General features: G+C 62.6%; 23 protein-coding genes. 17 read left to right on the top strand and 6 right to left on the bottom strand.

Annotated elements, in window-relative coordinates; all coding sequences use genetic code 11:
* From HGQ17_RS14190 to radA, 10 genes are all read left to right on the top strand, one after another.
* Positions 1 to 180, top strand: a 180-nt coding sequence (locus tag HGQ17_RS14190) for a transposase (RefSeq protein WP_168888610.1), incomplete at its 5' end; no start/stop codon positions are given.
* 13 nt (positions 181 to 193) lie between these two features.
* Positions 194 to 574 (top strand): hypothetical protein, encoded by a 381-nt coding sequence (locus HGQ17_RS14185; protein ID WP_168888609.1) that lies wholly within the window; start codon positions 194 to 196, stop codon positions 572 to 574.
* A 6-nt stretch (positions 575 to 580) separates the two neighbouring features.
* Complete coding sequence (locus HGQ17_RS14180) at positions 581 to 1,555, top strand: hypothetical protein (protein ID WP_168888608.1); 975 nt, start codon at positions 581 to 583, stop codon at positions 1,553 to 1,555.
* The gene (locus tag HGQ17_RS14175; RefSeq protein ID WP_168888607.1) at positions 1,479 to 1,763 is read left to right on the top strand and encodes a hypothetical protein; all 285 of its coding nucleotides are present in this window, start codon (positions 1,479 to 1,481) and stop codon (positions 1,761 to 1,763) included. Before HGQ17_RS14180 ends, HGQ17_RS14175 begins: the two co-directional genes overlap by 77 nt.
* Before the next feature lie 55 nt (positions 1,764 to 1,818).
* Positions 1,819 to 2,547, top strand: coding sequence for a hypothetical protein (locus tag HGQ17_RS14170; protein ID WP_168888606.1), 729 nt, complete (start codon positions 1,819 to 1,821; stop codon positions 2,545 to 2,547).
* A 63-nt stretch (positions 2,548 to 2,610) separates the two neighbouring features.
* Entirely contained in the window at positions 2,611 to 3,939 is a 1,329-nt protein-coding gene (locus HGQ17_RS14165) for a hypothetical protein (protein ID WP_168888605.1), read from the top strand.
* A gap of 116 nt (positions 3,940 to 4,055) precedes the next feature.
* Positions 4,056 to 5,624, top strand: a complete 1,569-nt coding sequence (locus HGQ17_RS14160; protein WP_168888604.1) for an ABC transporter substrate-binding protein — start codon at positions 4,056 to 4,058, stop codon at positions 5,622 to 5,624.
* Between the two features lie 122 nt (positions 5,625 to 5,746).
* Entirely contained in the window at positions 5,747 to 8,263 is a 2,517-nt protein-coding gene (locus tag HGQ17_RS14155) for an ATP-dependent Clp protease ATP-binding subunit (RefSeq protein ID WP_168888603.1), read from the top strand.
* Between the two features lie 546 nt (positions 8,264 to 8,809).
* A complete protein-coding gene (ltrA, locus tag HGQ17_RS14150; protein WP_324615308.1) occupies positions 8,810 to 10,222 on the top strand; it encodes a group II intron reverse transcriptase/maturase in 1,413 nt (470 codons plus the stop codon).
* A 104-nt stretch (positions 10,223 to 10,326) separates the two neighbouring features.
* Positions 10,327 to 11,730: a DNA repair protein RadA gene (gene radA / locus HGQ17_RS14145; protein WP_168888601.1), complete on the top strand. Its 1,404-nt coding sequence runs from the start codon at positions 10,327 to 10,329 to the stop codon at positions 11,728 to 11,730.
* Positions 11,731 to 11,767: 37 nt separating this feature from the next.
* On the opposite strand, the gene HGQ17_RS14140 is transcribed toward radA, so the two are convergent.
* Both HGQ17_RS14140 and HGQ17_RS14135 read right to left on the bottom strand, forming a co-directional pair.
* A complete protein-coding gene (locus tag HGQ17_RS14140) occupies positions 11,768 to 12,916 on the bottom strand; it encodes an FUSC family protein (RefSeq protein WP_168888600.1) in 1,149 nt (382 codons plus the stop codon).
* Positions 12,917 to 12,926: 10 nt separating this feature from the next.
* A complete protein-coding gene (locus HGQ17_RS14135) occupies positions 12,927 to 13,829 on the bottom strand; it encodes an A/G-specific adenine glycosylase (protein ID WP_168888599.1) in 903 nt (300 codons plus the stop codon).
* A gap of 77 nt (positions 13,830 to 13,906) precedes the next feature.
* Between HGQ17_RS14135 and HGQ17_RS14130 the strand changes: the two genes are divergently transcribed.
* Positions 13,907 to 14,236: a hypothetical protein gene (locus HGQ17_RS14130; protein WP_168888598.1), complete on the top strand. Its 330-nt coding sequence runs from the start codon at positions 13,907 to 13,909 to the stop codon at positions 14,234 to 14,236.
* Positions 14,237 to 14,265: 29 nt separating this feature from the next.
* On the opposite strand, the gene HGQ17_RS14125 is transcribed toward HGQ17_RS14130, so the two are convergent.
* On the bottom strand, positions 14,266 to 15,240 hold the full coding sequence (locus tag HGQ17_RS14125; RefSeq protein ID WP_168888597.1) for a phosphatase PAP2 family protein: 975 nt from the start codon (positions 15,238 to 15,240) through the stop codon (positions 14,266 to 14,268).
* 33 nt (positions 15,241 to 15,273) lie between these two features.
* Here HGQ17_RS14125 and HGQ17_RS14120 point away from each other — a divergent pair, with 33 nt between their 5' ends.
* The 3 genes from HGQ17_RS14120 (at position 15,274) to HGQ17_RS14110 (ending at position 18,619) form a co-directional block, all read left to right on the top strand.
* Complete coding sequence (locus tag HGQ17_RS14120; RefSeq protein ID WP_211090697.1) at positions 15,274 to 16,326, top strand: o-succinylbenzoate synthase; 1,053 nt, start codon at positions 15,274 to 15,276, stop codon at positions 16,324 to 16,326.
* A 9-nt stretch (positions 16,327 to 16,335) separates the two neighbouring features.
* The gene (gene menD, locus HGQ17_RS14115; RefSeq protein ID WP_168888596.1) at positions 16,336 to 18,264 is read left to right on the top strand and encodes a 2-succinyl-5-enolpyruvyl-6-hydroxy-3-cyclohexene-1-carboxylic-acid synthase; all 1,929 of its coding nucleotides are present in this window, start codon (positions 16,336 to 16,338) and stop codon (positions 18,262 to 18,264) included.
* Positions 18,265 to 18,382: 118 nt separating this feature from the next.
* The gene (locus HGQ17_RS14110; protein WP_168888595.1) at positions 18,383 to 18,619 is read left to right on the top strand and encodes a hypothetical protein; all 237 of its coding nucleotides are present in this window, start codon (positions 18,383 to 18,385) and stop codon (positions 18,617 to 18,619) included.
* A 12-nt stretch (positions 18,620 to 18,631) separates the two neighbouring features.
* Here the strand turns inward: HGQ17_RS14110 and HGQ17_RS14105 are convergent, their stop codons facing one another.
* Positions 18,632 to 19,942: an isochorismate synthase gene (locus tag HGQ17_RS14105; protein WP_168888594.1), complete on the bottom strand. Its 1,311-nt coding sequence runs from the start codon at positions 19,940 to 19,942 to the stop codon at positions 18,632 to 18,634.
* 121 nt (positions 19,943 to 20,063) lie between these two features.
* On the opposite strand from HGQ17_RS14105, the gene HGQ17_RS14100 reads away from it, so the two are divergent.
* Both HGQ17_RS14100 and HGQ17_RS14095 read left to right on the top strand, forming a co-directional pair.
* Positions 20,064 to 20,723, top strand: coding sequence for a demethylmenaquinone methyltransferase (locus HGQ17_RS14100; RefSeq protein WP_229503599.1), 660 nt, complete (start codon positions 20,064 to 20,066; stop codon positions 20,721 to 20,723).
* 11 nt (positions 20,724 to 20,734) lie between these two features.
* A complete protein-coding gene (locus HGQ17_RS14095) occupies positions 20,735 to 21,769 on the top strand; it encodes a polyprenyl synthetase family protein (protein ID WP_168888592.1) in 1,035 nt (344 codons plus the stop codon).
* On the opposite strand, the gene HGQ17_RS14090 is transcribed toward HGQ17_RS14095, so the two are convergent.
* Positions 21,766 to 22,269: an HIT family protein gene (locus HGQ17_RS14090; protein ID WP_168888591.1), complete on the bottom strand. Its 504-nt coding sequence runs from the start codon at positions 22,267 to 22,269 to the stop codon at positions 21,766 to 21,768. The two genes, HGQ17_RS14095 and HGQ17_RS14090, sit on opposite strands and share 4 nt — an antisense overlap.
* A 5-nt stretch (positions 22,270 to 22,274) precedes the next feature.
* Positions 22,275 to 22,703, bottom strand: coding sequence for a hypothetical protein (locus HGQ17_RS14085; protein WP_168888590.1), 429 nt, complete (start codon positions 22,701 to 22,703; stop codon positions 22,275 to 22,277).
* Between the two features lie 232 nt (positions 22,704 to 22,935).
* Between HGQ17_RS14085 and HGQ17_RS14080 the strand changes: the two genes are divergently transcribed.
* Positions 22,936 to 24,357, top strand: coding sequence for an FAD-dependent oxidoreductase (locus tag HGQ17_RS14080; protein ID WP_324615306.1), 1,422 nt, complete (start codon positions 22,936 to 22,938; stop codon positions 24,355 to 24,357).
* Positions 24,358 to 24,728 lie beyond the last annotated feature (371 nt).

Raw genomic sequence — 24,728 nt, 5'->3', positions numbered from 1 at the left:
ACCTCAACACCGAAGCACGAGCCCAACTTGCGACGGCTTGACAAACATAGGAGATTCAACGGGCGCCTTGAGCACCTACGCGGCACCGCCCTGGGATTCCGGAACCTGACCAACTACATCACCCGAGCCCTACTGGACACCGGAGGATTCAGACCCCTACTACACCCTCATCTGCGATGAGCCACTTATCTCCGTGAGTTCAATCTCCGGTAACTCCGGTGCCGATCCGCTCAGCCGGGGCCTGACCCGCGAACGCCTGCGCTACTACCAGCAGGTCGTCGACAATGCCGAGATCGATATCGCAGCAGCCTCGCGGGGTCGTCGTATCCTCCGCTCAGTGCTGTTCACCGCGAGTCTCATCCTGCTGCCGGTGCCTCTGCTGGTCATGCTCTATGTCATGGCCGCAGACCTCGATCCAACGCCCTTCGGCCCCAGCCCCATGGGTGAGATCGCCGTCGGCGCTCTGGTGCTGGGTGGGCTCATCCGGCTGGCCTATGGTGCGGCCACCGACAGCTATATCCGCTGGGTGCGCAGGCCCGGCGACTCCTGGTTGATCCCCGGCAGTCCCGGTTAGGACGCGGTGACCGTGCTGACCCAGGAATCCCTGGACACTATGTATGCCCGCGAGGCCCGGATGCCCAGCAGTTACAGCAGACAGTGGGGGCGGGAGACCGATACCGGACTGGGCACCTGGATCGGCCCCAGCATCCCGCCGACGCTGAGCCAGGCCTGGGGTTTGCATCCGCGCCGGCTGCCGCGCTATATGGGGCTGATCCTGGTTCTGGGCTCGATCTTCTTCTTTTTCCGGCTGCTCAGTGATGACTGCGCGATCTCAGCAGTACTGCTGTTTCCGATTCTGATCGGTGGACTGCTGCTGTCCTGGGTCAGCTACGCCAACCACCGCGATAATGAGCAGCTGGCGGAACTGTTACAGAACCGGCGTGAGATTCCCCTGCCCACCTCGCCGAAGCTGCGCCGGAAAAATGCGGCCATCCGGAAATTCGAACAGACCAGTGAGGAATCCGCCCGGCATGCCGAAAGGGGTCAGGACCTCGAAGCCGCCCATGAGCCCCCAGCGGGCCGGCACCCCATCCAGCCGAATATTCTGCGCTGGCCCGGGCTGCCCATCGGTTGGGCGCTGGTGGTCTTCGCCCTCTGTGCCGGAGAATTCGAATACGAGATCATCACCCCACTGGCCGCACTGACCTATCTCAGTCTCCACCTGCTGCAGGGGCGGCTGCGGTTTCCACAGGTTGCGGTGGACTTCCAGAAACAGGTGCTGGTGGTCAGGGGCCGGGAGGTGCCGTTTTCTGAGGTGGTCTATGGGCGCCGGATCGAGCTCAGCTGGGACCTCTATACGGTGGTCACCAAGATCTGGGACATTCTGCCCAAACGCACCAGCATCAACCTCCCACCGGCTGGTTCTCGGCGATGGCAAGCGGGTGACCCTGCGGATCGCAGGGAAGTCACCCCGGGGAATGCTGCTGAAGAACCTGGAAGCCTACTACGGCTTCCTGCGGGATGCGCTGTTTATGCGCGCGGCCAATCAGGATGAGGTCTACCGGGAGCCGCCCGGGCTGGACTACTCCCTGACCAACTGGGAGAAGAAGGGACTCATGGCCCAGCAGCGTGACCTCGCCGCCGATGTCGAGGCTGTGATGTCCCTACCAGGACTCAACGGAGCACGTGTCCCGGCGAACTTCCGGGAATGGTCCCACCGCAGGACCCGCCGCTACACCAACCCCGTCAGCCGCCGGTTCTGACCGGGGCTGGTGCCAGCGCGCATGACCATCGGTGCCTCTTCTCTAGAATGGCGGTATGCCCTCACTGCCCCGACTGGCCCTGCCGCACCGGCTCTACGGCCGGCTGGAGCAGACAGCCAGGCAGTGGGGTATTGATGCAGCTGATGTCCTCGAACTGCACACCACGGCACTTCTGGATCCCCAGACCGAGGATGAAGAACGTGAACTGGCCCAGGCCACAGAGGTGATTTCCCGGTACTGGGAAGGCGACGGCGTCGAACTTTCTGACCTGCAGAAAGACGTGGGCCATCACGATGTGGCCATCCTGCGGATGGGGCCGGTGGTCACCGAAGCAGTGCACTATGGGGAGGAGGCGGAGGACCCCGAGCTCCCCAGGACCAAGTTTCCGCTTGACCAGCCCAGAGGTGGCTACTCCCGACGCTGGATGGGTATGGCGGTAGGCGATTCTCCTGAAGAGGTCTGGCAGGCAGCCCGCGGTTATTGGCGGCTGAAGCCGAATCTCAACTATCTGGTGCCCTCCCGGTTCGGCTATGCGCCGTATGTGTTCAGGGTGGGGGAGTGGATTTCCTTCAGCTCCACGAAGTTCTATGCAGGCTCCGGCTGGCTCATTGACCTGGACAACAGACAACGACACCGCCTGCTCGAGCCCCAGCAAGGTACCCACCTCTCTGCCCTTGGGGATCCTGAGGCAGCCGAACCTGCTGATCTTGAGGTTGCTGCTGCTATGGCCGATCAGCTGTTGAGACTGGGGCCCCGCGGCACCAATCCCGTGATCCGCCTCTGAGCTGATGGACTGCCCCTGCACCTAGGTTGCCATGTCATATCTCTGAGTCATTGACGACGACTCATGGAATTTCTAATCTGGAATGTGGAGGGAACACGAACACAGAACCAATCAGAGGTGAGGATGGACCACGGGGTGGGATTAGGGAACGGTCGAAATTTCGGCACCGCTGGACTCAGTAGCGCGTTGACGCTGGCTCTGCTGCTCAGCGCTTGTGGAACGCCGGATGAGAATTCCGGTGGGGAGGAGGCATCAGAGGAGAACCAGGCAGAAGCAGAGGGGCAGGCTCCCGAGGATGAGCAACCCTCAGAGCCGGAGGTCTTCGACGTAGACAGTATCCTGCATTTCCATTTCAACGAGACCGACGAGGTCGCCCCGGTCGGCCTGTACATTTTCGATGCCGAAACTGGAGAAGAATACGAACGGTTCGGTCCACGCGGTGTGTATGAAGTGCCTCAGGTCGTGGACATCTCACCTGACTGGACGTGGTTCATCAACCGAGATGGCTCCCGGGAGCGGCTGCTGAGCGTATTCCAGATCATCGAACCCGAAGATGAGGATGGAGCGCAGATAGTCCCGGCAGCAAGCGACGATTCAGTCGGGGCGCCCGGCACGGAAAGCATTGATCTAGAACTCATTGTGGGGGACCGTCATGCAGAAGTCCTCACATATAGTCTGCCCTCGGGTCTTTCTACTGGATCCTCTATTGACGCTGGAGATGACGCAGCCAGTGAGGAGGGGTACCGGGAAGGCAGCCCTCATCCTCCTCAGTGCACAGACTGCGATATGCGCGTAGTCCCAGAGGGCCCCGCCGTGCTCGCCTCCCCCACAGAGCAGGGCATCGCCTATGTGGTTATGCTTTCCGAATCCGGAACCACCGGCACCTACTACCTCCTCAGTGTTGATATGCGTACAGGCGACGGGGAGGTCATCGATGAGCAGGGCGGCCCCATAGGGCCGGTGGAGATTGGCGAGCCCCCGGAAGTGCCGGTCTACCTGGGTGAAAGCGAGGAGGGTTACTTAGAGACCGAAACGCGTGTTCCCGAAACCATCGCCACCTCCATCGAGGGTGAGGTGTCTGAAGATTACGTATGGTGCGATCACCCATACTCGCTAACTCTCGAAAACGACGGCGCCCGGTTGGTGCCCTGCGAAGAGTCTGTCGAAGAGGTCTCCCTGAGTGACTATGGGCTGGAGTTCAGCGATGGCGACTTTCAGCGTCTGACCGACGGCATGAAATACGAGGTCGACGTCGACTCTGACCAGGAAAGTGGTTACACGGACGTTCGGCTCTACCGTGTGGAGCAGGACGGAACGGAACAGCGGGTGGAGAACACCCCGCCTATCGGGACCCCCGAACTTCTCTTACCCTATGTGGGCATTGACCGGTGAGAGCCGGGGAGTGAGTTTCGCGTCGTCGTCGTTATCCTCTAGATCTTTTACTCCGGCGTAATCGGGGCCTGGCTAGCCTGGTGATCAACTCACTCACCCACGGGAAGAAGAGAATGATGAAGCGATCACTGTACGGAACTGCCCTGGTTGGAATATTGGCCCTGACCGCCTGCGGTGGCGGGACCGAGGCCGCCGATGGATCTGGAGGCGATGGCCCACAGGGAGAGTTCACAATCGCCTATGGCTCCCAGCCGCCCACCCTCGACCCCAGCGCGACCACCGGAACGGTCACCAGGCATATCGGACGACTGATGTATGAACAGCTCATCGCCTTCGACAGCAACGGTGAGGTGCAGCCGGTCCTGGCAGAAACTTTTGAACTGTCCGATGACGCCACAAGCCTCAGCTTCGAACTCCGTGAGGGCGTGCCCTTCCACAACGGGGAGACCATGGACGCCGCCGACGTCGTCGCCTCTCTGGAACGCTGGGTCGAACTCTCAGATGTGGGCCAACAGTACTTCTCGGAGGCCCAGATCGAATCACCAGAAGAAGGCGTGGTGACTGTGAGCCTGCCAGGGGGCATGGGCGTGATGCCCGAGCTGCTGGCAGATCCCACCCAATCCCCGTACATCATGCCCGCGGAAATCGCCGAAAGCGCAGACCCCGACGGGGCAACCGAGAACATCGGCACCGGCCCCTATCAATACGGTGAATGGGCAACTGATCAGCATGTGCGGCTGGAGGTCTTCGAGGACTACGTTTCCCCAGAAGGCGAGACTGACGGGATCACCGGTGAGCGCGGGGCAAATTTTGAGACCGTAACCTTCGAGTTCGCCAGCGACGCCTCCACTCGCCTGGCCGGGATCCAGACCCACGAATACGACATGGCCATGCCACTGCCCTGGGACAACGCCGAGATTATCGAAGAGGCCGGCGACGTCTACATCGAACCGGGGGAGACCACCTTCGGTGCGGTGCTCTTCAATAAACAGCAGGGGCCCATGGCCGATATCAATATGCGGCGGGCAATATACGCCGCCTTCGAACCGGAACCGGTGCTGCAATCAGCCTTCAACAACGAGGACTACTACGACACCGCCACCTCGCTCTCCCCGGATGTATCCCCCTGGTACCACGAGGTGGATCACGAAATGGCTGATCTGGCCCTCACCCAGGATCTCGATGCCGCCGAGGAATATCTGGAGGAGGCCGGCTATGACGGAGAAACCCTGACGTTCATGACCACCCGTGACAACGAGGAGCATTACAACCAGGCTGTGGTCATTCAACAACAGCTTGGTGACGCAGGAATCGACGTTGAGCTCGAAGTTCTGGACTGGCCCACCGTGCTGGACAACCAGTCCAACCCCGATGTCTGGGATCTGACAATCACCGGATTCTCTTGGCGTGAGCTGCCTGTGACCACCGCCTTCCTCCAACCCAGCTTCGCCGGCTGGACAGACGATGAAGATATAGCTGCGGCCATCGATGACTTCCGCTACGCAGATACCGAGGAGGAAGCCATCGAAGCCGCCGAGGACCTCCAGATGGCCTACTTCGAGTACCTCCCCGTACTGCAGACCGGCAGTTATGCCACATTGGCGGCCCTCAGCGAGGAGTACGAAGGCTTCATGAACATCCCCGGAACGGGTGAGGTCTACTACCACGTCGATCGCGTTCAATGACGCCGTCGTCGTCGTTATTTTGCCGTTTCTTTTCCCTGTGGCGAACAGGTGTAGGGATGCGGGCCTTGGGGCCGTAGCCTTGAGATCTCGGAAGACAACGCTGTAGGGAGTGTCAGTTGGCTATGTTCGAGAGATTTACGGACCGCGCTAGGCGCGTCGTTGTGCTTGCCCAAGAAGAGGCACGCATGCTCAACCACAACTACATCGGCACTGAGCACATCCTGCTCGGCCTGATCCACGAGGGCGAGGGGGTTGCAGCCAAGGCGCTGGAGTCCCTGGACATCAACCTCCAGGGTGTGCGCGAAAAGGTGCAGGAGAAGATCGGCCCCGGGCAGAACGCGCCCAGCGGCCACATCCCCTTCACCCCGCGTGCCAAAAAGGTCCTGGAGCTCTCCCTGCGGGAAGCCCTGCAGCTGGGCCACAACTACATCGGCACTGAGCACATCCTGCTCGGCCTCATCCGCGAGGGCGAAGGCGTGGCAGCTCAGGTGCTGGTGGAGATGAACGCCGACCTCAACAAGGTGCGCCAGCAGGTCATCCAGCTGCTCTCCGGCTACTCCGGAGGCGACCAGCAGGAGAAAGCCGGCGCCGGAGTTGGACAGGGCAGCTCCGGAGGCACCCCCTCCGGCTCCGTGGTCCTCGACCAGTTCGGGCGCAACCTCACCGCCGCCGCACGCGAGGCGCAGCTGGACCCCGTGGTCGGGCGCGACTACGAGCGCGAGCGTGTCATGCAGGTGCTCTCCCGCCGTACCAAGAACAACCCCGTGCTCATCGGTGAGCCCGGTGTGGGTAAGACCGCCGTCGTCGAGGGTCTGGCACAGGCCATCGTCAACGGTGACGTCCCGGAGATCCTGCGGGATAAGCAGCTCTACACCCTCGACCTCGGCTCCCTGGTGGCAGGCTCCCGCTACCGCGGTGACTTCGAGGAGCGCCTGAAGAAGGTGCTCAAAGAGATCCGCACCCGCGGTGACATCATCCTGTTCATCGACGAGATCCACACCCTGGTCGGCGCAGGTGCTGCCGAGGGTGCTATCGACGCCGCCAACATCCTGAAGCCGATGCTGGCCCGCGGTGAACTGCAGACCATCGGTGCCACCACCCTGGACGAGTACCGCAAGCACATTGAGAAGGACGCCGCGCTCGAGCGCCGCTTCCAGCCCATCCAGGTGGATGAGCCCTCCGTGGAGACCACCGTGCAGATCCTGCGCGGACTGCGCGACCGCTACGAGGCACACCACAAGGTCTCCATCACCGAGGAAGCTCTCGAGCAGGCTGCGAACCTCGCCCACCGTTACATCAACGACCGGTTCCTGCCCGATAAGGCCATCGACCTCATCGATGAGGCCGGCGCCCGGCTGCGGATCCAGAAGATGACCGCACCGCCGGAGCTGAAGGAATACGACGGCAAGATCGAAGAGGTCAAGCGGGAGAAGGAAGCCGCCATTGACGCTCAGGACTTCGAAGGTGCCGCCTCGCTGCGCGATAAGGAGCAGAAGCTCGTCGAGGAGCGCAACGAGAAGGAAGAAGCCTGGAAGTCCGGCTCCATGGACGAGATCGCAGAGGTCGACGGCGAACTGATCGCCGAGGTTCTGGCCTTCTCCACCGGTATTCCGGTCTTCAAGCTCACCGAGGCTGAGTCCGACCGGCTCAAGCGCATGGAGGAGGAGCTGCATAAGCGGGTTATCGGCCAGGACGAGGCCGTGCGCTCGCTCTCCCGCGCAATCCGCCGTACCCGGGCCGGGCTGAAGGACCCCAACCGGCCCTCCGGCTCCTTCATCTTCGCCGGACCCACCGGTGTGGGTAAGACCGAGCTGGCGAAGGCACTGGCCGAGTTCCTCTTCGGCGATGAAGACGCGCTGATCACCCTGGATATGTCCGAGTTCAGTGAGAAGCACACTGTCTCGCGGCTCTTCGGTGCGCCCCCAGGCTATGTGGGCTACGAAGAGGGCGGTCAGCTGACCGAGAAGGTGCGCCGCAAGCCCTTCTCCGTGGTGCTCTTCGACGAGGTGGAGAAGGCCCATGCGGATCTCTTCAACTCACTGCTGCAGATCCTGGAGGACGGTCGTCTGACCGACTCCCAGGGCCGGGTTGTGGACTTCAAGAACACCGTGATCATCATGACCACCAACCTGGGAACCAAGGACATCTCCAAGGGTGTGATGACCGGGTTCACCTCCAGCACGGATACCACCACCAACTACGAGCGGATGAAGGGCAAGGTCAACCAGGAGCTGCGCCAGCACTTCCGGCCCGAGTTCCTCAACCGTGTGGATGACACTATTGTCTTCCCGCAGCTGGAGCAGCACGAGATCGTGCGCATCGTGGACCTCTTCATCAACCGACTGCGCAAGCGACTGGCAGAGCAGTCGATGACCATCGAGATCACCACCGAAGCCAAGGAATTCCTGGCAGAGCAGGGTTACGACCCCTCCATGGGTGCTCGTCCGCTGCGCCGGACCATCCAGTCCCTCATCGAGGACCAGCTCTCCGAGCGGATTCTCTACGGAGAAATCCCCCACGGAGCGGAGATCAGCGTGGGTCTGAAGGGCGAAGGTGCAGACCGCGAGCTGACCTTCGATTGGAAGGTTCCTGCCGACGAGCTGGAGGCTTCCGATGAGCCTGCAGCGATCGAAAGCTGAGACATGTTGAGTTAAATCTTCGTAAAGAAACGGGGGTCGGCCCACACGGGCCGGCCCCCGTTTTGCTGGTACGCCCGGCATGGGCATTGGCTTGAGGGTGTGAGTCCCTTGGAGGAGAAGGTGGTTTAACTCCTAGCCGAAGGCAACTGCTTCATCGTGAGGTGGGGTGGGAAGGAAGCTGGTGGCAAAGCCTGGTTCTGAGGGAGACGAATCGCATATGAGGCATTCCGGTTGGGGTAAGCCAGCTAGAGATGGTGAGGCCCGTTCCACCAGGAACGGCTGGGGTGTAAATGCGGCGGGGCCAGGTGAAAGTCAATGTTCTTATCCGGGGAGGCCTACCTCGTTCCCTATTGTGGGTGCCGGACTGCGTGAGTGGGCATGGTGAAGTGGGGTAGGAGTCAGCAGAGGTCGTAGTACCTGTACGGGTTTTCCGGGGAAACATCTCCTCGTCATTTCAAAGTGCAGGGAAGGGCTGAACGTTGAAGTTCTGACTGATGAGGCTATGGGTCTGGTTGGTCATCATGTTGATCGCAGCCATCCCCACCGGTGTGTGGGGTCAGAGCAGGAAGGGTAGTACGGGTGCATCTTGGAGGGCCTCTGTCTGAGCGTAGTGATGATCCGGAGTCGGTAGTGGAGGCAGTCGGGGGCCGGCAGGGGCTCTGGGAGGAGATTTTCTCCCGGGAGAATCTGTTGGCTGCGTTGAAGCGGGTCGAGAAGAATGCCGGGGCGGCTGGTGTTGATGGGATGAGCACTGGTGAGCTTCGCCAGTGGGCTCTTCAGCGCTGGCCTGAAACGAAGGCTCTTCTTGATTCTGGGGCGTATAGGCCTGCGCCTGTTCGTCAGGTTTCGGTTCCCAAACCTGACGGAGGGGTGCGGGTTCTAGGGGTCCCGACCGTGTTGGATCGGTTGGTCCAGCAGGCTATTGCCCAGGTGCTGGGCCCGATCTTCGAGGAGGGCTTTTCGGAGTTCTCTTTCGGGTTCCGGCCGGGCCGTTCTGCTCATGATGCTGTGCGTGCTGCGCGCAGGTTCGTGGAGGATGGCCGCCAGTGGGTGGTGGAGGTGGATCTGGATTCGTTCTTCGACCGGGTCCATCACGACAAACTCATGCATCGGGTGGGCAGGAAAGTGAAGGATAAGCGGGTACTGAGACTGGTCCACCGCTATTTGCAGGCGGGGATCATGGCTGATGGTATCCGGCAGTCGGTGCGGGAGGGGACCCCGCAGGGAAGTCCCCTTTCACCGCTGTTGAGCAACATCATGCTCGATGATTTCGATTCCCAGATGCAGGCTCGGGGACACCGTTTTGTCCGGTATGCCGATGATGTTCGTATCTTTGTGGGATCGAAGCGAGCCGCAGAACGTGTCCTTTCCCAGGCCATTAAGGTCTTGGAGGGACAGCTGAAGCTGCGGGTGAACCAGCAGAAGTCCACGATTGCCCCGGCGACTGTAGCTACGTTGCTGGGTTTCGGGTTCTTCTTCACTGCCGGTAGGCAGGTTGGCATCCGGATCGCGCCGAAGGCCTTCAAGAGGCTGAAGCAGCGCATTCGGGAGCTGACTTCGCGTCGGTGGAGTATTTCAATGGGTGAGCACATCACCAGGCTGAACCGGTTCATCCGGGGCTGGATGGGCTATTTCGGGCTCATCTCCCGGCCTGGTGCCTTCCGGGACTTCGATTCTTGGTTCCGTCGGCGGATGCGTCAGATCCGGTGGAAGGAATGGAAACTGCCACGGACCCGGTGGCGTAACCTACGCCGCTTAGGGATCGCTGGTGCCAAGGCCTACGAATGGAGTCATTCCAGTCGGGGCTATTGGCGTGTGGCTGGTTCTCCTATCCTTGCCCGGGCCCTGCCTAATGAGTACTGGTCCGAGCTTGGGTTGTGGTTCTTCACTGATGCTTGGCACCGTTTCAACGCTTCAGCGAACCGCCGTATGCGAAGCTCCGCACGTACGGTGGTGTGAGAGGCGGGCCGGGCAACCGGCCCGCCTACTCGATTCTGAAGAAAGCTCCCCATGTCCTACCCCGGCAGTAATGTGGTCACATACAGCTGCCCCAGCAGCCGATCATGCCCAAACCTGGAGGAAACAGAGAAGCCGTGGCAAAGACCAAGTCGTCGAAGACCACCCCCACCTTCGAATGTGGAGAATGCGGTTGGCAGACCGTGAAATGGGTCGGCCGCTGCCCCGAATGCCAATCCTGGGGAACAGTGGAGGAGAAAGGCCAGACCACGGCCAGAACCACCGCCGCGAAGAATCTCACCTCCGCTGCGAAGACCATCAGCGAAGTCGACTCCTCCCAGGCTGAATTCCGGGCCACCAGCATCGGTGAACTCGACCGGGTCCTCGGCGGCGGACTCGTCCCCGGAGCAGTCATCCTCATGGCCGGCGAACCTGGGGTCGGCAAATCCACCCTGCTGCTGCAGGTCGCCTCCGCAGTCGCCCGTTCCCATAAGGACGCACCGGTTCTCTACCTCACCGGGGAGGAATCCTCCGCTCAGGTGAAGAAACGCGCCGAACGTATCGACGCCCTGGCAGATGACCTTTACCTCGCAGCCGAATCCGACCTTGGCCAAGCCTTGGGGCAGATCGAACAGCTCAACCCCCAGCTGACCATTATGGACTCCGTCCAAACCCTCTCCTCAGCCGAGGTCGAAGGATCCGCCGGGGGAGTGACCCAGATCCGGGAAGTCACTGCCTCCATGATCGAGGCTGCCAAACGGAAAAACATGACCACCATCCTGGTCGGCCACGTCACCAAAGACGGCAATATCGCCGGCCCACGGATGCTGGAGCATCTCGTCGACGTCGTCTGCCAATTCGAAGGAGACCGTCACTCCCGGCTGCGGCTGCTGCGAGCGGTCAAAAACCGCTATGGGCCCACCGATGACGTCGGCTGCTTCGACCTCACCGAGGACGGACTGACCTCCCTGGCTGATCCCTCCGGACTGTTCGTCTCCGCCATGACAGACCGAGTCTCGGGCACCTGCATCACCATCACCCTAGAAGGCCGGCGCCCACTGACCGCAGAAGTCCAAGCCCTGGTGGCCGAATCCCAGGCCTCCCAACCCCGCCGAGCCGTCTCCGGCCTGGACTCACCACGAGTGTCCATGCTGCTTGCAGTCCTGCAGCGACGGGCCAAACTGGCAACGCTCATGAAATCTGAGTCCTATGTGGCAACAGTGGGCGGCGCCAAGATCACCGAACCAGCAGCCGACCTCGCCATCGCCCTCGCCGTGGCATCGGCAGCCCTGGAGAAACCCCTGCCCAACCGGTTCCTGGCCTTTGGCGAAGTCGGCCTCGCCGGAGAAGTCCGACCCGTCTCCGGAATCCGACGCAGGCTCCAAGAAGCCTCACGACTGGGCTTCACTCACGCCATCGTCCCCCGGGGTGCTGCCGAGGAGGCCCCCGAAGGGCTCAAAACCCGAGAAGTCGGATCCCTGCCCGAAGCACTGGATCTGCTGATGAAGTGATCCTCAGCTGATGAAGTGACTCCAGGGGCCAAGCCAGTCAGAGTTCAGGGAGATAGGTCTCGGCCTCATCATGATCCGCCCCGGTGGCCTCGAGGAGATCCACCACCATCGTGCGGATCAGCAGCACCAGGGCCTCCCCCTCGAGATCATCGATCCCCAGCCGATCCGGATGCAGCTCAGTGGCAACCGAACCCAGAGCCTCCCGCCCGGCATTCATCGCCCGGTTGAACCCCGGCCCGGACTCCGCAACGGCCCGCGACAACTGCACTGAGGCATCAGCGAGATCCTGCATCAACCCAGCCAGACTCTGTGTGCCGGAGTCAGACAGTGAGGCATGATCAATGGCGCTGACCGTCCGGCGTGCAGTCACACGCAGACTGCGCACCGCCAGATCCAATTTATCCGCCACCCGGTCCAGACGCCGCACATAATGCCGGTGCCGGCGGTGAGCAGGGGAGAAGAAGGTCAACTCCTTCGCCGAGGTCAGTGCCTTAGTGGACTCATCGATCTGCGTCTGCAGGCCCCGGGCCCGAATCAGGGCATGCCAGGCCTGCCGAGAATCCGAACTGCGCAGGGCCGAGGCAATATCCCGCAGTGAGGAGGTTATCGCCTCGGTGACCGTTCGCAGTTCACGCAGTGGCTCCCCACGGGGATCCTTCGGAGTGATCAAGGTGATCAACAGGGCCACGCCACCACCGACCACAGCATCCAAGGACCGGGTGAACGGGCCCAAGGCCGCCTCCGTGGGAACAGGCACCATCACCACAAGCAGAGCCTGTAAGCCCATCTGCATGGCAAGGAGTGGACCCGGATCCAAGAACCTCGCCAACATCACCGCCAGGAACACTGCGATCACCGCAGTATGAACCCCCTGGCCCAGACCGTGGATGAGCATATCGGCCAGCAGCACACCGAGAGTACAGCCGACGGCGACCTCCACCACTTTGCGCAGCTGCGGCTCCTTGGTGAAACCCATGGCGATCAGAGCCGCCACCGCAGCGAAGAGCGGAGTCTCATGACCCAACAGACGCTCCGAGGTGATGTAGGCCAAAATCCCGGCAGCGGTCATCTGCAGGGCCGGAAGAATCGACCTCCGGGCACGTACCGCACCGGTGCGTACCCGGGTGGCACCTAGCCGGCGCGCTGAAGTGAACAGATGCCTGAAATACCTGCCCACACTACTCACAGGAATAAGTCTAGAGAACGCCCGGCAGGGCTACCTGGACCCCGCGCTGTTCAGCCAAACCATCGCTGAGCAGCGACTCCAGGCAGCGGACGCGCTGATCGAGGTCGGCGCTGGGAAGTGCCAATCCTGCCAGCAGATCCTCCCGCTCAGTAGGTCCCTCCTGTCGCAGGGCCGCCATCAAAGCACCCCGAACCTGACGGTCAGTTCCGGCCCAGGCCTGGGCCTGGCCCCGCTGCTGCTCGGACGGAGGGGGCGAACCAGCCAGCCGCCACGCACACAACTCCGCCAAGGGGCACTGCTCACATTTCGGGGGCCGGGCCGTGCAGACCAAGGCGCCCAACTCCATGACTGCAATATTCCACGCCGAGGCGAACTGGCCGTCGTCGAGCTCTGGATCCGGGAACACCCGGTGGGCCAAGCGTCGCTGTGCGGCGGTATAGGTCTTACCCGGAAGTGCATCACCGGCGAAAACCCGGGCATGCACCCGGCGGATATTGGTATCGACCACAACCTCCGGGGCGCCAAAGGCGAAACAGGCAACCGCCGCAGCGGTGTACTCACCGATTCCAGGCAGGGCACGCAGTTCCTCCCGGGTAGATGGGACTTCCCCGTTGTGCCGCTCGACAATCGCGGCCGCAGCTTGCTGAAGACGCAGTGCCCTGCGGGGGTAACCCAGCCGATCCCAGACTGTCAGAATCTCCGCCGATGGGGCTTCCGCTGTCGATTGGGGATCCGGCCACCGGCGCAGCCACTCCTCCCATCGGGGCAGTACACGGGCAACCGGGGTCTGCTGCAGCATCACCTCTGAGACCAGAACACCCCAGGGTGTGCAGTCCTCGGAGCGCCAGGGGAGATCCCGGGCATGATCCTGATACCAACTGATCACGCGGTGATGGACGGGTTCTGGCTGCATGGCGGTACCAGTCTCTCAAAAAGTTCACCGCATCCGCCGTGCATCCGGTCCAAGCTGTGGGGCCTAAACTATGGACCATGACTCAGGACTTCTACCACCCCGGGTTCGAGGAGATACCACCCCCGCCCGCCGGTTTCAAGAACAAGCTGTTCCTGATCGGGGTCTATGCAGTCCTGGGCATCATGATGCTGTGGACCGGTGCCGGTGTCTCCGTCATGATCGATGAGATCAATGTCCGGGACGGCTCCGGCGTGGTGGTCTCCATGTTCATGGTTGCTGGCAGCGTGATCATTGTCCTCGCCCTGATCGGCTGGATCCTACGCATCCACAACCGCCGTGGGGCCTATCAGCGCATTCTCGATGAGCACTACGCCAAGCGCTACGGCCACCACCCAGACCAGTACTGACCCCGGTAGGTCTTAGACGGGTTAGGTGCTCAGACCCGCTCGAACAGCGGCTGGAACTCCGGGGGCACGGGGTACTTCACCCGCTCGCTGCGTGCCGTGGGCAACTCCCCATCCCGATACATCCGCCCGGTCTCTGAGCCGAAGAAATTGATCCCGGCGGCAGCCACCAGAAACGCCGGACCGAAGGACAGCAGGGCACCGGCAATCCAGGGCCACAGAGTCGGGTTCTCCAAGGAATCAGCCAGTCCGGTCCAGCCACCGGCCAGCAGCAGGCAGACGAAGCCGCCGATGGTCAGCACGATCCCGAGGAACCAGCAGAGCCCGGCAGCCGGGGCAACATCAGGCTCCCGATTAGGAGCCACCGAATTCTCCCGCGGCACAGCCCGGTAGATCAGCCAGCCGCCGATCAACCCCCAGATTGCCACCACCAGATAGGCGGAGATCATATCGCTGGGCCGGTGCCAGGCCTCGATGAAGAGGTAAGCACCCCAACCGCCGCCCCAGACAGCGCCGAGGAAACCCAATACAGGCTTCGCCCGCGGGCTGGCCACCAGGAACAGCGCCACCACCACTGAGGCCGCAATCGTGGTGTGGCCACTGGGCAGCGAGTTATTGGTCCAATAGGTGGGATTGCCGACCAGATCGGGCCGGTCCAACATCCCGTACTTCAACACCTGGGTGGAGATATTGGAGGCCAGCACGGTTCCGATGGCGATCAGCCCGGCCAGGAACTTCTGCCCGGCCAGCACAATCGCAGTGAATATAGCTGCCGGCGGCAGAATGATGATCGCCGCGATCCAGCGGTTCTCCGGGTTCAGCGGCGGCAGCGGATGCTCAAAGTGATCCGCGGTCAACCGCATCACATTGTCCAAGAACTGCCCCGATTCGGTGCGCACAAAGTACTCGTAGACAACGATGAACAGCACTGAGCACAGCAGAATCCCCGCGATCCACAGACCGGTCCGGCGGGCGGGGGCACGCAGCGCACTAGCAGGGGCAGACATAGCAAGTATTCTCGCAGACTTAGACTGAGCCTGATGAATATCAGCGCTGAGATCCCCGTACCGGCTGTGGAAGAAATCCTCGACGACGCCGTCGTGGTCTCCCTGCCCATGAACACGCGGTTCCGCGGGCAGACCGCCCGGGAAGTGCTGCTCTTCCGTGGACCCCAAGGCTGGGCCGAGTTCGGACCTTTCCCCGAATACGGCCCTGAGGAATCTGCGAACTGGCTACGCTCGGGAGTCGAAGCCGCCTGGCAGGGACTGGGGGAGGCTCTGCGCACCGAAATACCCGTCAACGCCACCATCCCCGCAGTGGCCGCCGACGAGGTCGAGGGCGTAGTGAGCCGGTACCGGGATCCTCAGGCAGTTCCGGCGGTGAAGATCAAAGTCGCAGAACCCGGCCAAGACCTGGCCGATGACCTCGCACGGGTGGCCGAGGTACACCGCATACTCCCCAATGCCGGACTTCGGGTGGACGCCAATGGTGCCTGGAACCATCAAGAGGCAGTCACCGCACTGGGGCAGATCGCAGAGATCGCCGGTGAGCGGTTCGAATACGCAGAACAGCCGGTGGCCGGAATCGAACCCCTGGCCGAGCTCCGTGAGGCTCTGGACGCCCTCGGGATTCCTGTGAAGATTGCCGCCGATGAGGCGGTGCGCAAAAGTGCTGACCCCCTGCGAGTGGCGCAGCTGGGGGCCGCTGAGCTGATTGTGGTCAAAGCACCACCTCTGGGTGGGATCGCACGGGCCCTGGCCGTGGTCCAGGAGTCCGGACTGGATGCAGTAGTCTCCTCTGCGCTGGATACCTCCGTAGGACATAGCGCGGGGATAGCTTTGGCTTCCCGCCTGCCAAGACTGCCCTATGCCTGCGGACTGGGTACGGTCACCATGTTCAGCTCGGATGTGGTGACCACACCACTGGTGCCGCAGGCCGGAAAACTCCCGGCCCTGCCACAGGCGCCGGCACCCGACCCCGAGCTACTTGCCGCACACCGGGTCACCGGTGACCGGGAGCAGTGGTGGCACCAACGGGTAGAAGCCGCCTACCAGCACCTCAGCGGTACGGCTGCCTCGGTTTCTGTGCAATAAGCTGGGTCTATGGCATCGCAGAGGCGCCCCTTCCGGGAGTTTGACGACTCACAGGACGCCGAATCCCTCCGACTGGCCCGCCGGGTGATCCGTGGGCTGACCCTGCAGATGAGACATATCATCGTCTGCCCGGGGTCACGCTCCGCGCCCCTGGCCTATGCCTTGGCCGAGGCCGAACAGATGGGGGCAGTGACCCTCTATACCCGCACCGATGAACGCTCTGCGGCCTTCACCGCCCTGGGTCTGGCCCTGCAGACCGGGGATCCGGCAGCCGTGGTCACCACCTCCGGAACCGCAGCCGGGAACCTCCTGCCAGCGGTGATGGAAGCCGATATGTCAGCGGTACCCCTGGTGGCCATCACCGCAGACCGACCCGAATCCCTGCACGGCACAGGGGCCAACCAGACCGTCTGGCAGCAGGGCATGTTCGCCGGCCGCGTCCGGGACGAACTGCATATCGACCAGGCCCATATCGCTGAAGGCCAGGTACGGCTGGAACCGGAATCCCGCGACGATATGCTCGCCGCCGAAACTCAGGCCGCCCTGCTGCTGAGAGCAGCCACCACCTCCAGCCCGCGCTCGGCACCCGGCCCAGTCCACCTCAACATCGGGTTCTCCGACCCCCTGGTGCCCGCCCAGGCATTCACCTCGGCGGCCGAGGCCAACTACGGCCGCTGGGCCAGGCGCAGTGTCGCCCGCTCACAGCCGGGTCCCGCCGACCACCTCGCTGCCGAGAAACTCATCGGCCAACTCGAACCCAACGCCTTCACCCCCGAAGATGCCGGTGCCACCAGCACAACCCCGGCCAGAAATCTCCCGGTGGAAAGCCGCGGCCCCAGCCCCGAGACCTCGGCACCAGCCACCAGCCGAACACTGTTCGTCATGGGACACCGTGCCCCGGCAGAGGCCATCGAATTGGCCCGCCGCCTGGGGCACCCCATCCTGGCCGAACCCACATCCGGGGCCCGCTGGAGCGACCTCGCCCCGGTTCAGGGCTACCGCCTGCTGCTGCAGGCACCAGCCTCCAGCCCCACAGCAGAAACTGTGGCAGCAACTGAGCGCGTCGTCGTCGCCGGCCGTCCAACCCTCACCCGGCCGGTGCAGCGCCTGATCAACCGCCCCGACCTCGAGGTGGTCCAGTTCCAGCCCCGGGCGGAACCCTGGCATGACGAACGCTTCACCCGCAGAATCATCACTGACCCCGCAGAGCTGGCCACCTTCGCCGGCCTCGCCGACCGGCCATGGGCCCGCCACTGGGAGGAGGCCGGGCTCCAGGCCCAGGGTGCGATCGACGCGGTGCTCAAAGAGGAGGACGATGAGGCCGGCAGTCTCAGCTCCGTGCGTGCCGCGCAGTTCGTCGCTGAAACAGTGCGCACCCCCCTGCTGCTGGGCTCATCCTCGGTGATCCGGGATGTGGATCTCGCCGCGGTCATCACCAGGGACCGCAACCGCCCCACCCCGGGGATCTACGCCATGCGCGGGATCGCGGGAATCGATGGCAACCTCTCCGCTGCGGCAGGCATCGCCCTGGCCACCGGCAGCCGCGCAACGGCCCTGGTCGGTGATCTCACTTTCCTGCATGACACCAACGCCCTGCTGATCCCCTCCACAGAGGACACCCCCAATCTCGACATCGTGGTGATCAACGACGCCGGGGGTGCGATCTTCGATCAGCTCGAACACGGGGAGGTGGGCCGCCGCCCGGGCCTGGCCGAACGGGTCGAGCGGCTCTTCGGCACACCCCAGACCGTGGATCTTGAGGCGCTCGCCGATGCTTACCAGCACGAGTACCTCTACGCTGAAACCCTCGAGGATCTCAGCCGAGGTCTGGCCCATCCCGATGACCGGCTCGGACTGCGGATCATCGAACTGCGCACCGACCGCAGTCGACTGCGCGACCTGCACGCCAAAATCACCCAGGCCTTGGCGCATATGTGAGAAGACAGTGAACCCACCCCCGCTTAGTGATGATTCCCCAACCGGTGACGGTCAGCCCCGGCACCGGTCACAGCCTGCCGGGCGGATTGCCGCCGGAGTGCTGGGAGCTGCGGCGGGAGTGATCTGGGTTCTCTGCACCATCCAGGCCATCCGCGGAATGGTTGATCCCGCGGCGGATCTGCACGGCTACGGTCGCATCGCAGCGATCATCTTCGGACTCTTCGCCGGGGCCCTGGCCACGGTCATCCTGCCGCTGGCTTTCGCGGAACCGCACCGCAGCTTCACCAGAAGAGCTGCTGGGATCGCCCTGTTGGTCTCTTTGGGCGTCTACGGGGCGGTTCTGATCACCGGATAAGCGGGGATTCGGTCAGTCGTTGAGGCCGAGGGCGGTGAGCATCGGGGCCAGTTTGATCTCAGTCTCGGCCAGCTCAACCTCGGGCTCTGAGCCGGCCACAACCCCACCACCGGCAAAAAGCCTCAGCCGGTGCTGGTCCTCCAGCACGCCCCCACGCAGGGCGATGCCGAAATCGGCATTGCCAGCAGCATCCAACCACCCCACCGGTCCCGCATAGGGGCCCCGGTCGGCAGCCTCCAACTGGGCAATCAGCTGAGCGGCCGGCGTCGTCGGGGTTCCGCAGACCGCAGCGGTGGGATGAGCCGCTTCGGCGACCGCCAGGGCCCCGGGCAGCTTCCCCGATTCATCGGCGGCCAGCGTCCCGGTGACATCGCTGACCAGGTGATACACATTCGGCAGTTCCAGTACCCCCGGTTCAGCAGGTGACTGCAGGGACTCCGTCAATGGGGCAATCCCGTCCAGCAGCGAACGGACGGCCAGCTCATGTTCGCGGTGCTGTTTGTCATCGCGGACCAACCCGGAAGCATCATCACTGCGGCTGATAGTTCCGGCCAGCACCCGGGAGGAGACTTCCGCCCCCCGGACTCGCACCAGCATCTCCGGGGTGGCACCGAGTACTTCACCGACCAAATAGGTCCAGGTCTGCGGGTAGGCCTGGGCCAGCCGCTGCAGGACTGTGCCCACCGGCAGAGGGCCATCAGAGGCGACGACGACGTCGCGGGCCAGCACTAGCTTCTCCACGGTCCGGTCCTCGATGGCTGACAGCCCGGCAGCTACTGCACTGAGATGCTGACGCTTGGACTGCGCACCGGGCTCAACCCGGGTAACGGGAAGCTCCCGCCCATCACCTATGGCGACCAGCTGGGCGCAGCCACCCTCATTCTCGTCATTTCCGGACCCCCGGAGTCGAAGTCCATGCCTGCCCAGGACTTCCTGGGTGTCGGTGCCCTCGGAGCCTGCGGCAATCAGCACGGTGGCAGTGTCTGAGGAATTCTGCTCCTGTCGGATCAGGACCTCGGGAACCACCAGATGTGAGGCGTAGCGGGAATCGGCGGAGAAGGTGGCTGACACAAACGCGGCCAGCGGGCCAGTGTGCGCTTCTTCAGCGGAGTTCGCCAGCAGGGAGTCCCAGAACCGGGCCAACTGGGTGAACCGGTCGTTTCCCCCGGCAATGGCGGAGGCGGCGGTGCCCAGTCCGATCAGCCCGGTTCCTTCGCGGATCCAAGCGGTACTGGGGTTCAGCGCCGGCAGTAGGCCTTCGAGCCCCTCGGGAAGATCGACCTCCACTACGGAGATACGCAGAGCGGAGGAGGCTGAATTCATGGCTCACCCATCTTACGCTTCATGCGAGAATGCTGGGGTGACTCCTCGCGCTGAGCAAAACCCCGGGAAGAAGAGCGGCCCCCGGGCTGACCTCGATAAGAAGCCCGCCGATGTCGCCGGCATGTTCGACGAGGTCGCCGAACGCTACGACATCACCAATGACATCCTCTCCATGGGTCAGGACCGCCGGTGGCGGAAGAAGCTCGTTGAAGCCCTGGCGGTCAAACCTGGTGAATACGTTCTGGACCTTGCCGCCGGCACAGGGGTCTCCACCGTGCCCTTCCACCGGGCCGGGGCGACAGCTGTTGCCTGTGATTTCAGCCTCGGCATGCTGCAGGTCGGCAAACGCCGAAACCCTGAACTGAGCTTTGTGGCCGGTGACGGGATGAACCTGCCCTTTGCGGACAACAGCTTCGACGCGGTCACCATCAGCTTTGGCCTGCGTAATATCGTCGAACCCGAGACTGGGCTGGCTGAAATGCTGCGGGTCACGAAACCTGGTGGACGTCTGGCGGTCATGGAGTTCTCCGACCCCACGTTCAAGCCCTTCAACGTCATCTACAACGAGTACCTCATGCGTGCTCTGCCACCGGTGGCCCGGGCGGTCTCCTCCAATCCGGATGCTTATGTCTACCTCGCCGAGTCCATCCGCGCCTGGCCCAACCAGGACGGGCTGGCCGCCATGATCGGTGAGGTCGGCTGGCAGGATGTGAAGTACCGCAACCTCACCGGAGGAATTGTGGCCATCCACCACGCCTGGAAGGCTGGCCAAAGCGGCTAGGCTTGATCCTGATGACCGACTCCCCAGAATCACTCGACGTTAAGCTGCCGGCGGGCTTCGACATCCTCGCCGGGGACGCGCAGCTGGCCGGTGAGATTGCCGAGGCGCTCGACGATGTCGAGAACCAGCTGCTCGCCGCGCTCTCCAGCACTGATGAGCTGGCCAATACAGCTGCTCGTTATCTCGCAGAGGCCGGCGGCAAACGGGTCCGGCCCCTGCTGACTATCCTGGCCTCCCTGCTAGGCGAGGGCACTAATCAGAAGGTGCGCAAAGCCGCTGCCGTGATGGAGATGACCCATCTGGCCACGCTGTACCACGATGACGTCATGGATTCCGCCCCGCTGCGCCGCGGTGCCCCCAGCGCCCACGAGGTCTGGGGCAATTCGGTGGCCATCCTTATCGGTGACCTCATTCTGGCCCGGGCATCAGCCCTGATGACCGATCTCGGTCCCGAGGGCTCCCGCATCCAGGCCGAGACTTTTGAGCGTCTGGTCATGGGTCAGCTGCAGGAGACTGTTGGCCCCCGCGAGGATCAGGACCCCTACCAGCATTATCTGCAGGCCATCGCCGATAAGACCGGCTCACTGGTGGCCGCTGCGGCCTGGCTGGGCGCCACATTCAGCGGTTCTGCAGGTGAAGTCGCCGAACTCCTGCGCGAATATGGCGAAGCCGTCGGAATCGCCTTCCAGCTGGCTGATGATGTCATCGACCTCACCGCCACTAAGGATTCCTCAGGCAAGACCCCCGGAACAGACCTCCGCGAAGGGGTCCCGACCCTGCCGGTGCTGCTGCTTCGCCGTGCCGCAGAGAACGACGACGCGGCCGCCCGTGCCGCACTGGACCTCGTGGAAGCTGATCTCAGCACTGATGAGGCACTGGACCGGGCAGTTTCTGCCGTCGTGGCTCATCCGGTCACCGAGGAGTCTTGGAGCGTTGCCCGCTCTTGGGCTGTTAAGGCGCAGGAGGCTATTGCCCCGCTGCCGGAGTCCACGGTGAAACAGGCGCTGCTGAGTTTTGCCGAGGCTGTGGTCGACCGGGAGGGCTAAGCGCCTGCTTCTTCCAGGACCTCGTTCAGCGCTGTCTTGAGTTCCTGGGCCAGTTTCGCCCGGTAGTCCACATCCAGTGGGTGACGGATCTGCCGGTAGAGCAGGTCATCGCTGTATCGGGGGAAGACATGCAGGTGGTAGTGCCAGACATGCTGATTGCCGGCAGGCTCGTTGTGCTGCCGCACTGAGGTGCCCTCGGGGTCCCAAGCGAGTTTGATCGCCAGGGCCACATGCCGGGAGAAGATGCTAATTTTTGCCAGCAGTTCGTCCTCTAGGTCGTAGAGAGCCTCACGGTGCGATGCTGGGGTGATCATTGCGTGGCCGGCATGGGGGCCGAATCCATCGCAGGCGATGAATACCAGGACATCATCATCCTCGTAGACCAGATCTGAGAGTTCGCAACGGTTCCCGGGGTCGCTGACGTCCCCGGCTGCCAGCGCGCAGAAGGGGCAGGAGTATTCCTCGGGGGCATGAGATTGCCAGAGGTTCGTCAACTCCATCTGCTCTAGTCCTCCCCGAAGGAGAACTCGAGCAGATCGAAGAGGAACTCGCTGACTGTGGCCCCTTCCGATGTCCACTCGTGTTTGTCGTTGTTCCGCCTGTGGATCAGTGGGTCGGGAACCCGCAGGTCCGAGGTGCCCACACCCCAGACCCAGCGTTCTTCCTCGTCCTCCAGGAAGAGGAGGTAACCCTCTTCGGTGACCAGCTCGTCGGGGTCGAAGATGAAGTGGTAGGCCTCCAGAATTTCCTCACACCGGCCCAGGGCTCGGTAGAGCTCCCAGAGCACGAGGGGGATTTTGGTCTGATCCGGCAGTTCGGAGTCGGCCAGGAGTTCTGCCAGCTCCTCGGATGTGTATCCCTCACGGGGAGTCCACTCGTCATCGAGATACGCCGGAACCAGCGCCTTGAACTTCTCCAGGAACATCTCCGCCACGTTCGCTCGCTTCCCGTTTTCGGCTGATCTTCTCTCACTCTATCCCGTACAGTGGGCCTTCCGGGGATGGTCTTTCGACCTCACCTTGGGAGAGCTCCCGGCCCCGGGAAGAATGGGCGGCTGCTACAGCGTTGACTTAAAGCGTCGGTTAATAAGGCATACTGATCTGTGGCAATTTTCGCCCCCGGGGAAGGTCCCGGGTGGTGTACTGGTGGAAAGGAATCCCCGCTCCGTGTCTGAAACGTTCTCCTCCCGGCCTGTCCGCGTCGCCGTAGTTGGTGCTGGCCCCGCCGGGGTCTACGCCTCGGACATCCTGGCCAAGGCACAGAAGAAGCATGACCTGCGCTTCAGCATTGACCTCTTCGACCGGTACCCCGCGCCCTTCGGCCTGATTCGTTATGGCGTGGCCCCCGACCACCCGCGTATCAAGGGCATCATCAAGGCCTTGCATAAGGTCATGGATCGTGGCGATATCCGCCTGCTGGGCAACGTGGATATCGGAACCGATCTGAGCATTGAGGATCTTCGGAGTCACTATGACGCAGTGATCTTTGCCACCGGTGCCATCAAGGATGCTGACCTCAACATTCCGGGTGTGGAGCTCGAGGGTTCCTACGGTGCCGCTGACTTTGTCTCTTGGTACGACGGTCATCCTGATTATCCCCGCGATTGGCCCTTGGAAGCTGAGCAGATCGCGGTAATCGGCAATGGCAATGTGGCCTTGGACGTTGCCCGAGTGCTGTCCAAGCATGCCGAGGATCTGCTGACCACTGAGATCCCTGACAATGTCTACCGCGAGTTGGAGAAGTCTCCGGTCAGTGATGTTCATGTCTTTGGCCGCCGCGGGCCGGCCCAGGTGAAGTTCACGCCCTTGGAGTTGCGCGAACTCAGCCACAGCCGGGATGTGGACATTGTTCTGGATGAAGAGGACTTCGACTTCGATGAAGCCTCTGATGAGGCCATCAAGTCCAATAACCAGATCAAGACCATGGTCAATACCTTGACTAACTGGCTGATTGAGCAGGAGGAGCGCACTGAGGAGGCATCGCGCCGCCTACACCTGCATTTCCTCCACCAGCCGGTTGAGATCCTCGAGGGTAAGAACGAGGACGGCTCCGGGACCGGCAAGGTTGCCGGTATCCGTTTCGAGCGGATGGAACTGGACGGCACCGGGAATGTGAAGGGCACCGGGGAGTACTTGGACTACGAGGTCCAGGCTGTTTACCGAGCCATCGGCTACTTCGGCTCCGAGGTCAGCGGTATTCCCTTCGATGATAAGCGCGGTGTGATCCTCAACGAGGCTGGCCGTGTCTTGGACGAAGAGGGCCGTCACATCCCGGGCACCTATGCCACGGGTTGGATCAAGCGCGGTCCTGTGGGGCTCATTGGCCACACTAAGGGTGATGCCATGGAGACCATCGACTGCCTCATCAGCGATATCGAGAATCTCCCCGAGGCTGAGTCCCCGGATGAGCAGGCCATTGTGGACCTCCTGGAGTCTCGTGGTGTCGAATACACCACCTGGGAGGGGTGGCTGAAGCTCGATGAGCACGAGCTCCAGCTGGGTCAGAAGGCCACTGCATCTGGCTCTGTGGAGCGCGAACGCGTCAAGGTCGTCCCCCGCGAAGACATGGTGCAGATCAGCCGCGCCTGAAACGCTCGTCCTACCGGGGTCACTATTTGGTTTTCAAACAACAGCGGCCAGTCCGTTTCCGGGGCCAGGTCTTGAGTTCTTTAGCTTTGAAGGCGGGGGCACGTTCCCTATCCTGAAAGGTTGTCAGTGACCTTTGAAGGGGGCTGGGATCCTCCTGAGTTGAGCGGGGGTTCTGGACCCTTCTCTCTGGGCTGTGGCGCACCTGCCCTGCCTGCCTTTCCTCCACCACGGGGTCCCACTGATGGGGTCCTGGGTGGTGGAGGGTGGGCAGGTTGGGGTTAGGCAGCATCGTCTACTGCCCAGTCTGGTGGTGGGCCAACATCCCAGCCTGAGGTTTCTTCGTCTGGTGGGTGGTGTTTATGGCTTTTGAT

This window comes from Nesterenkonia sedimenti, assembly GCF_012641515.1.
In the GTDB taxonomy this organism is placed as follows: domain Bacteria; phylum Actinomycetota; class Actinomycetes; order Actinomycetales; family Micrococcaceae; genus Nesterenkonia; species Nesterenkonia sedimenti.
Note: the sequence above shows the minus strand (reverse complement) of the source record. Positions and strands in the feature narration are given on the sequence as shown.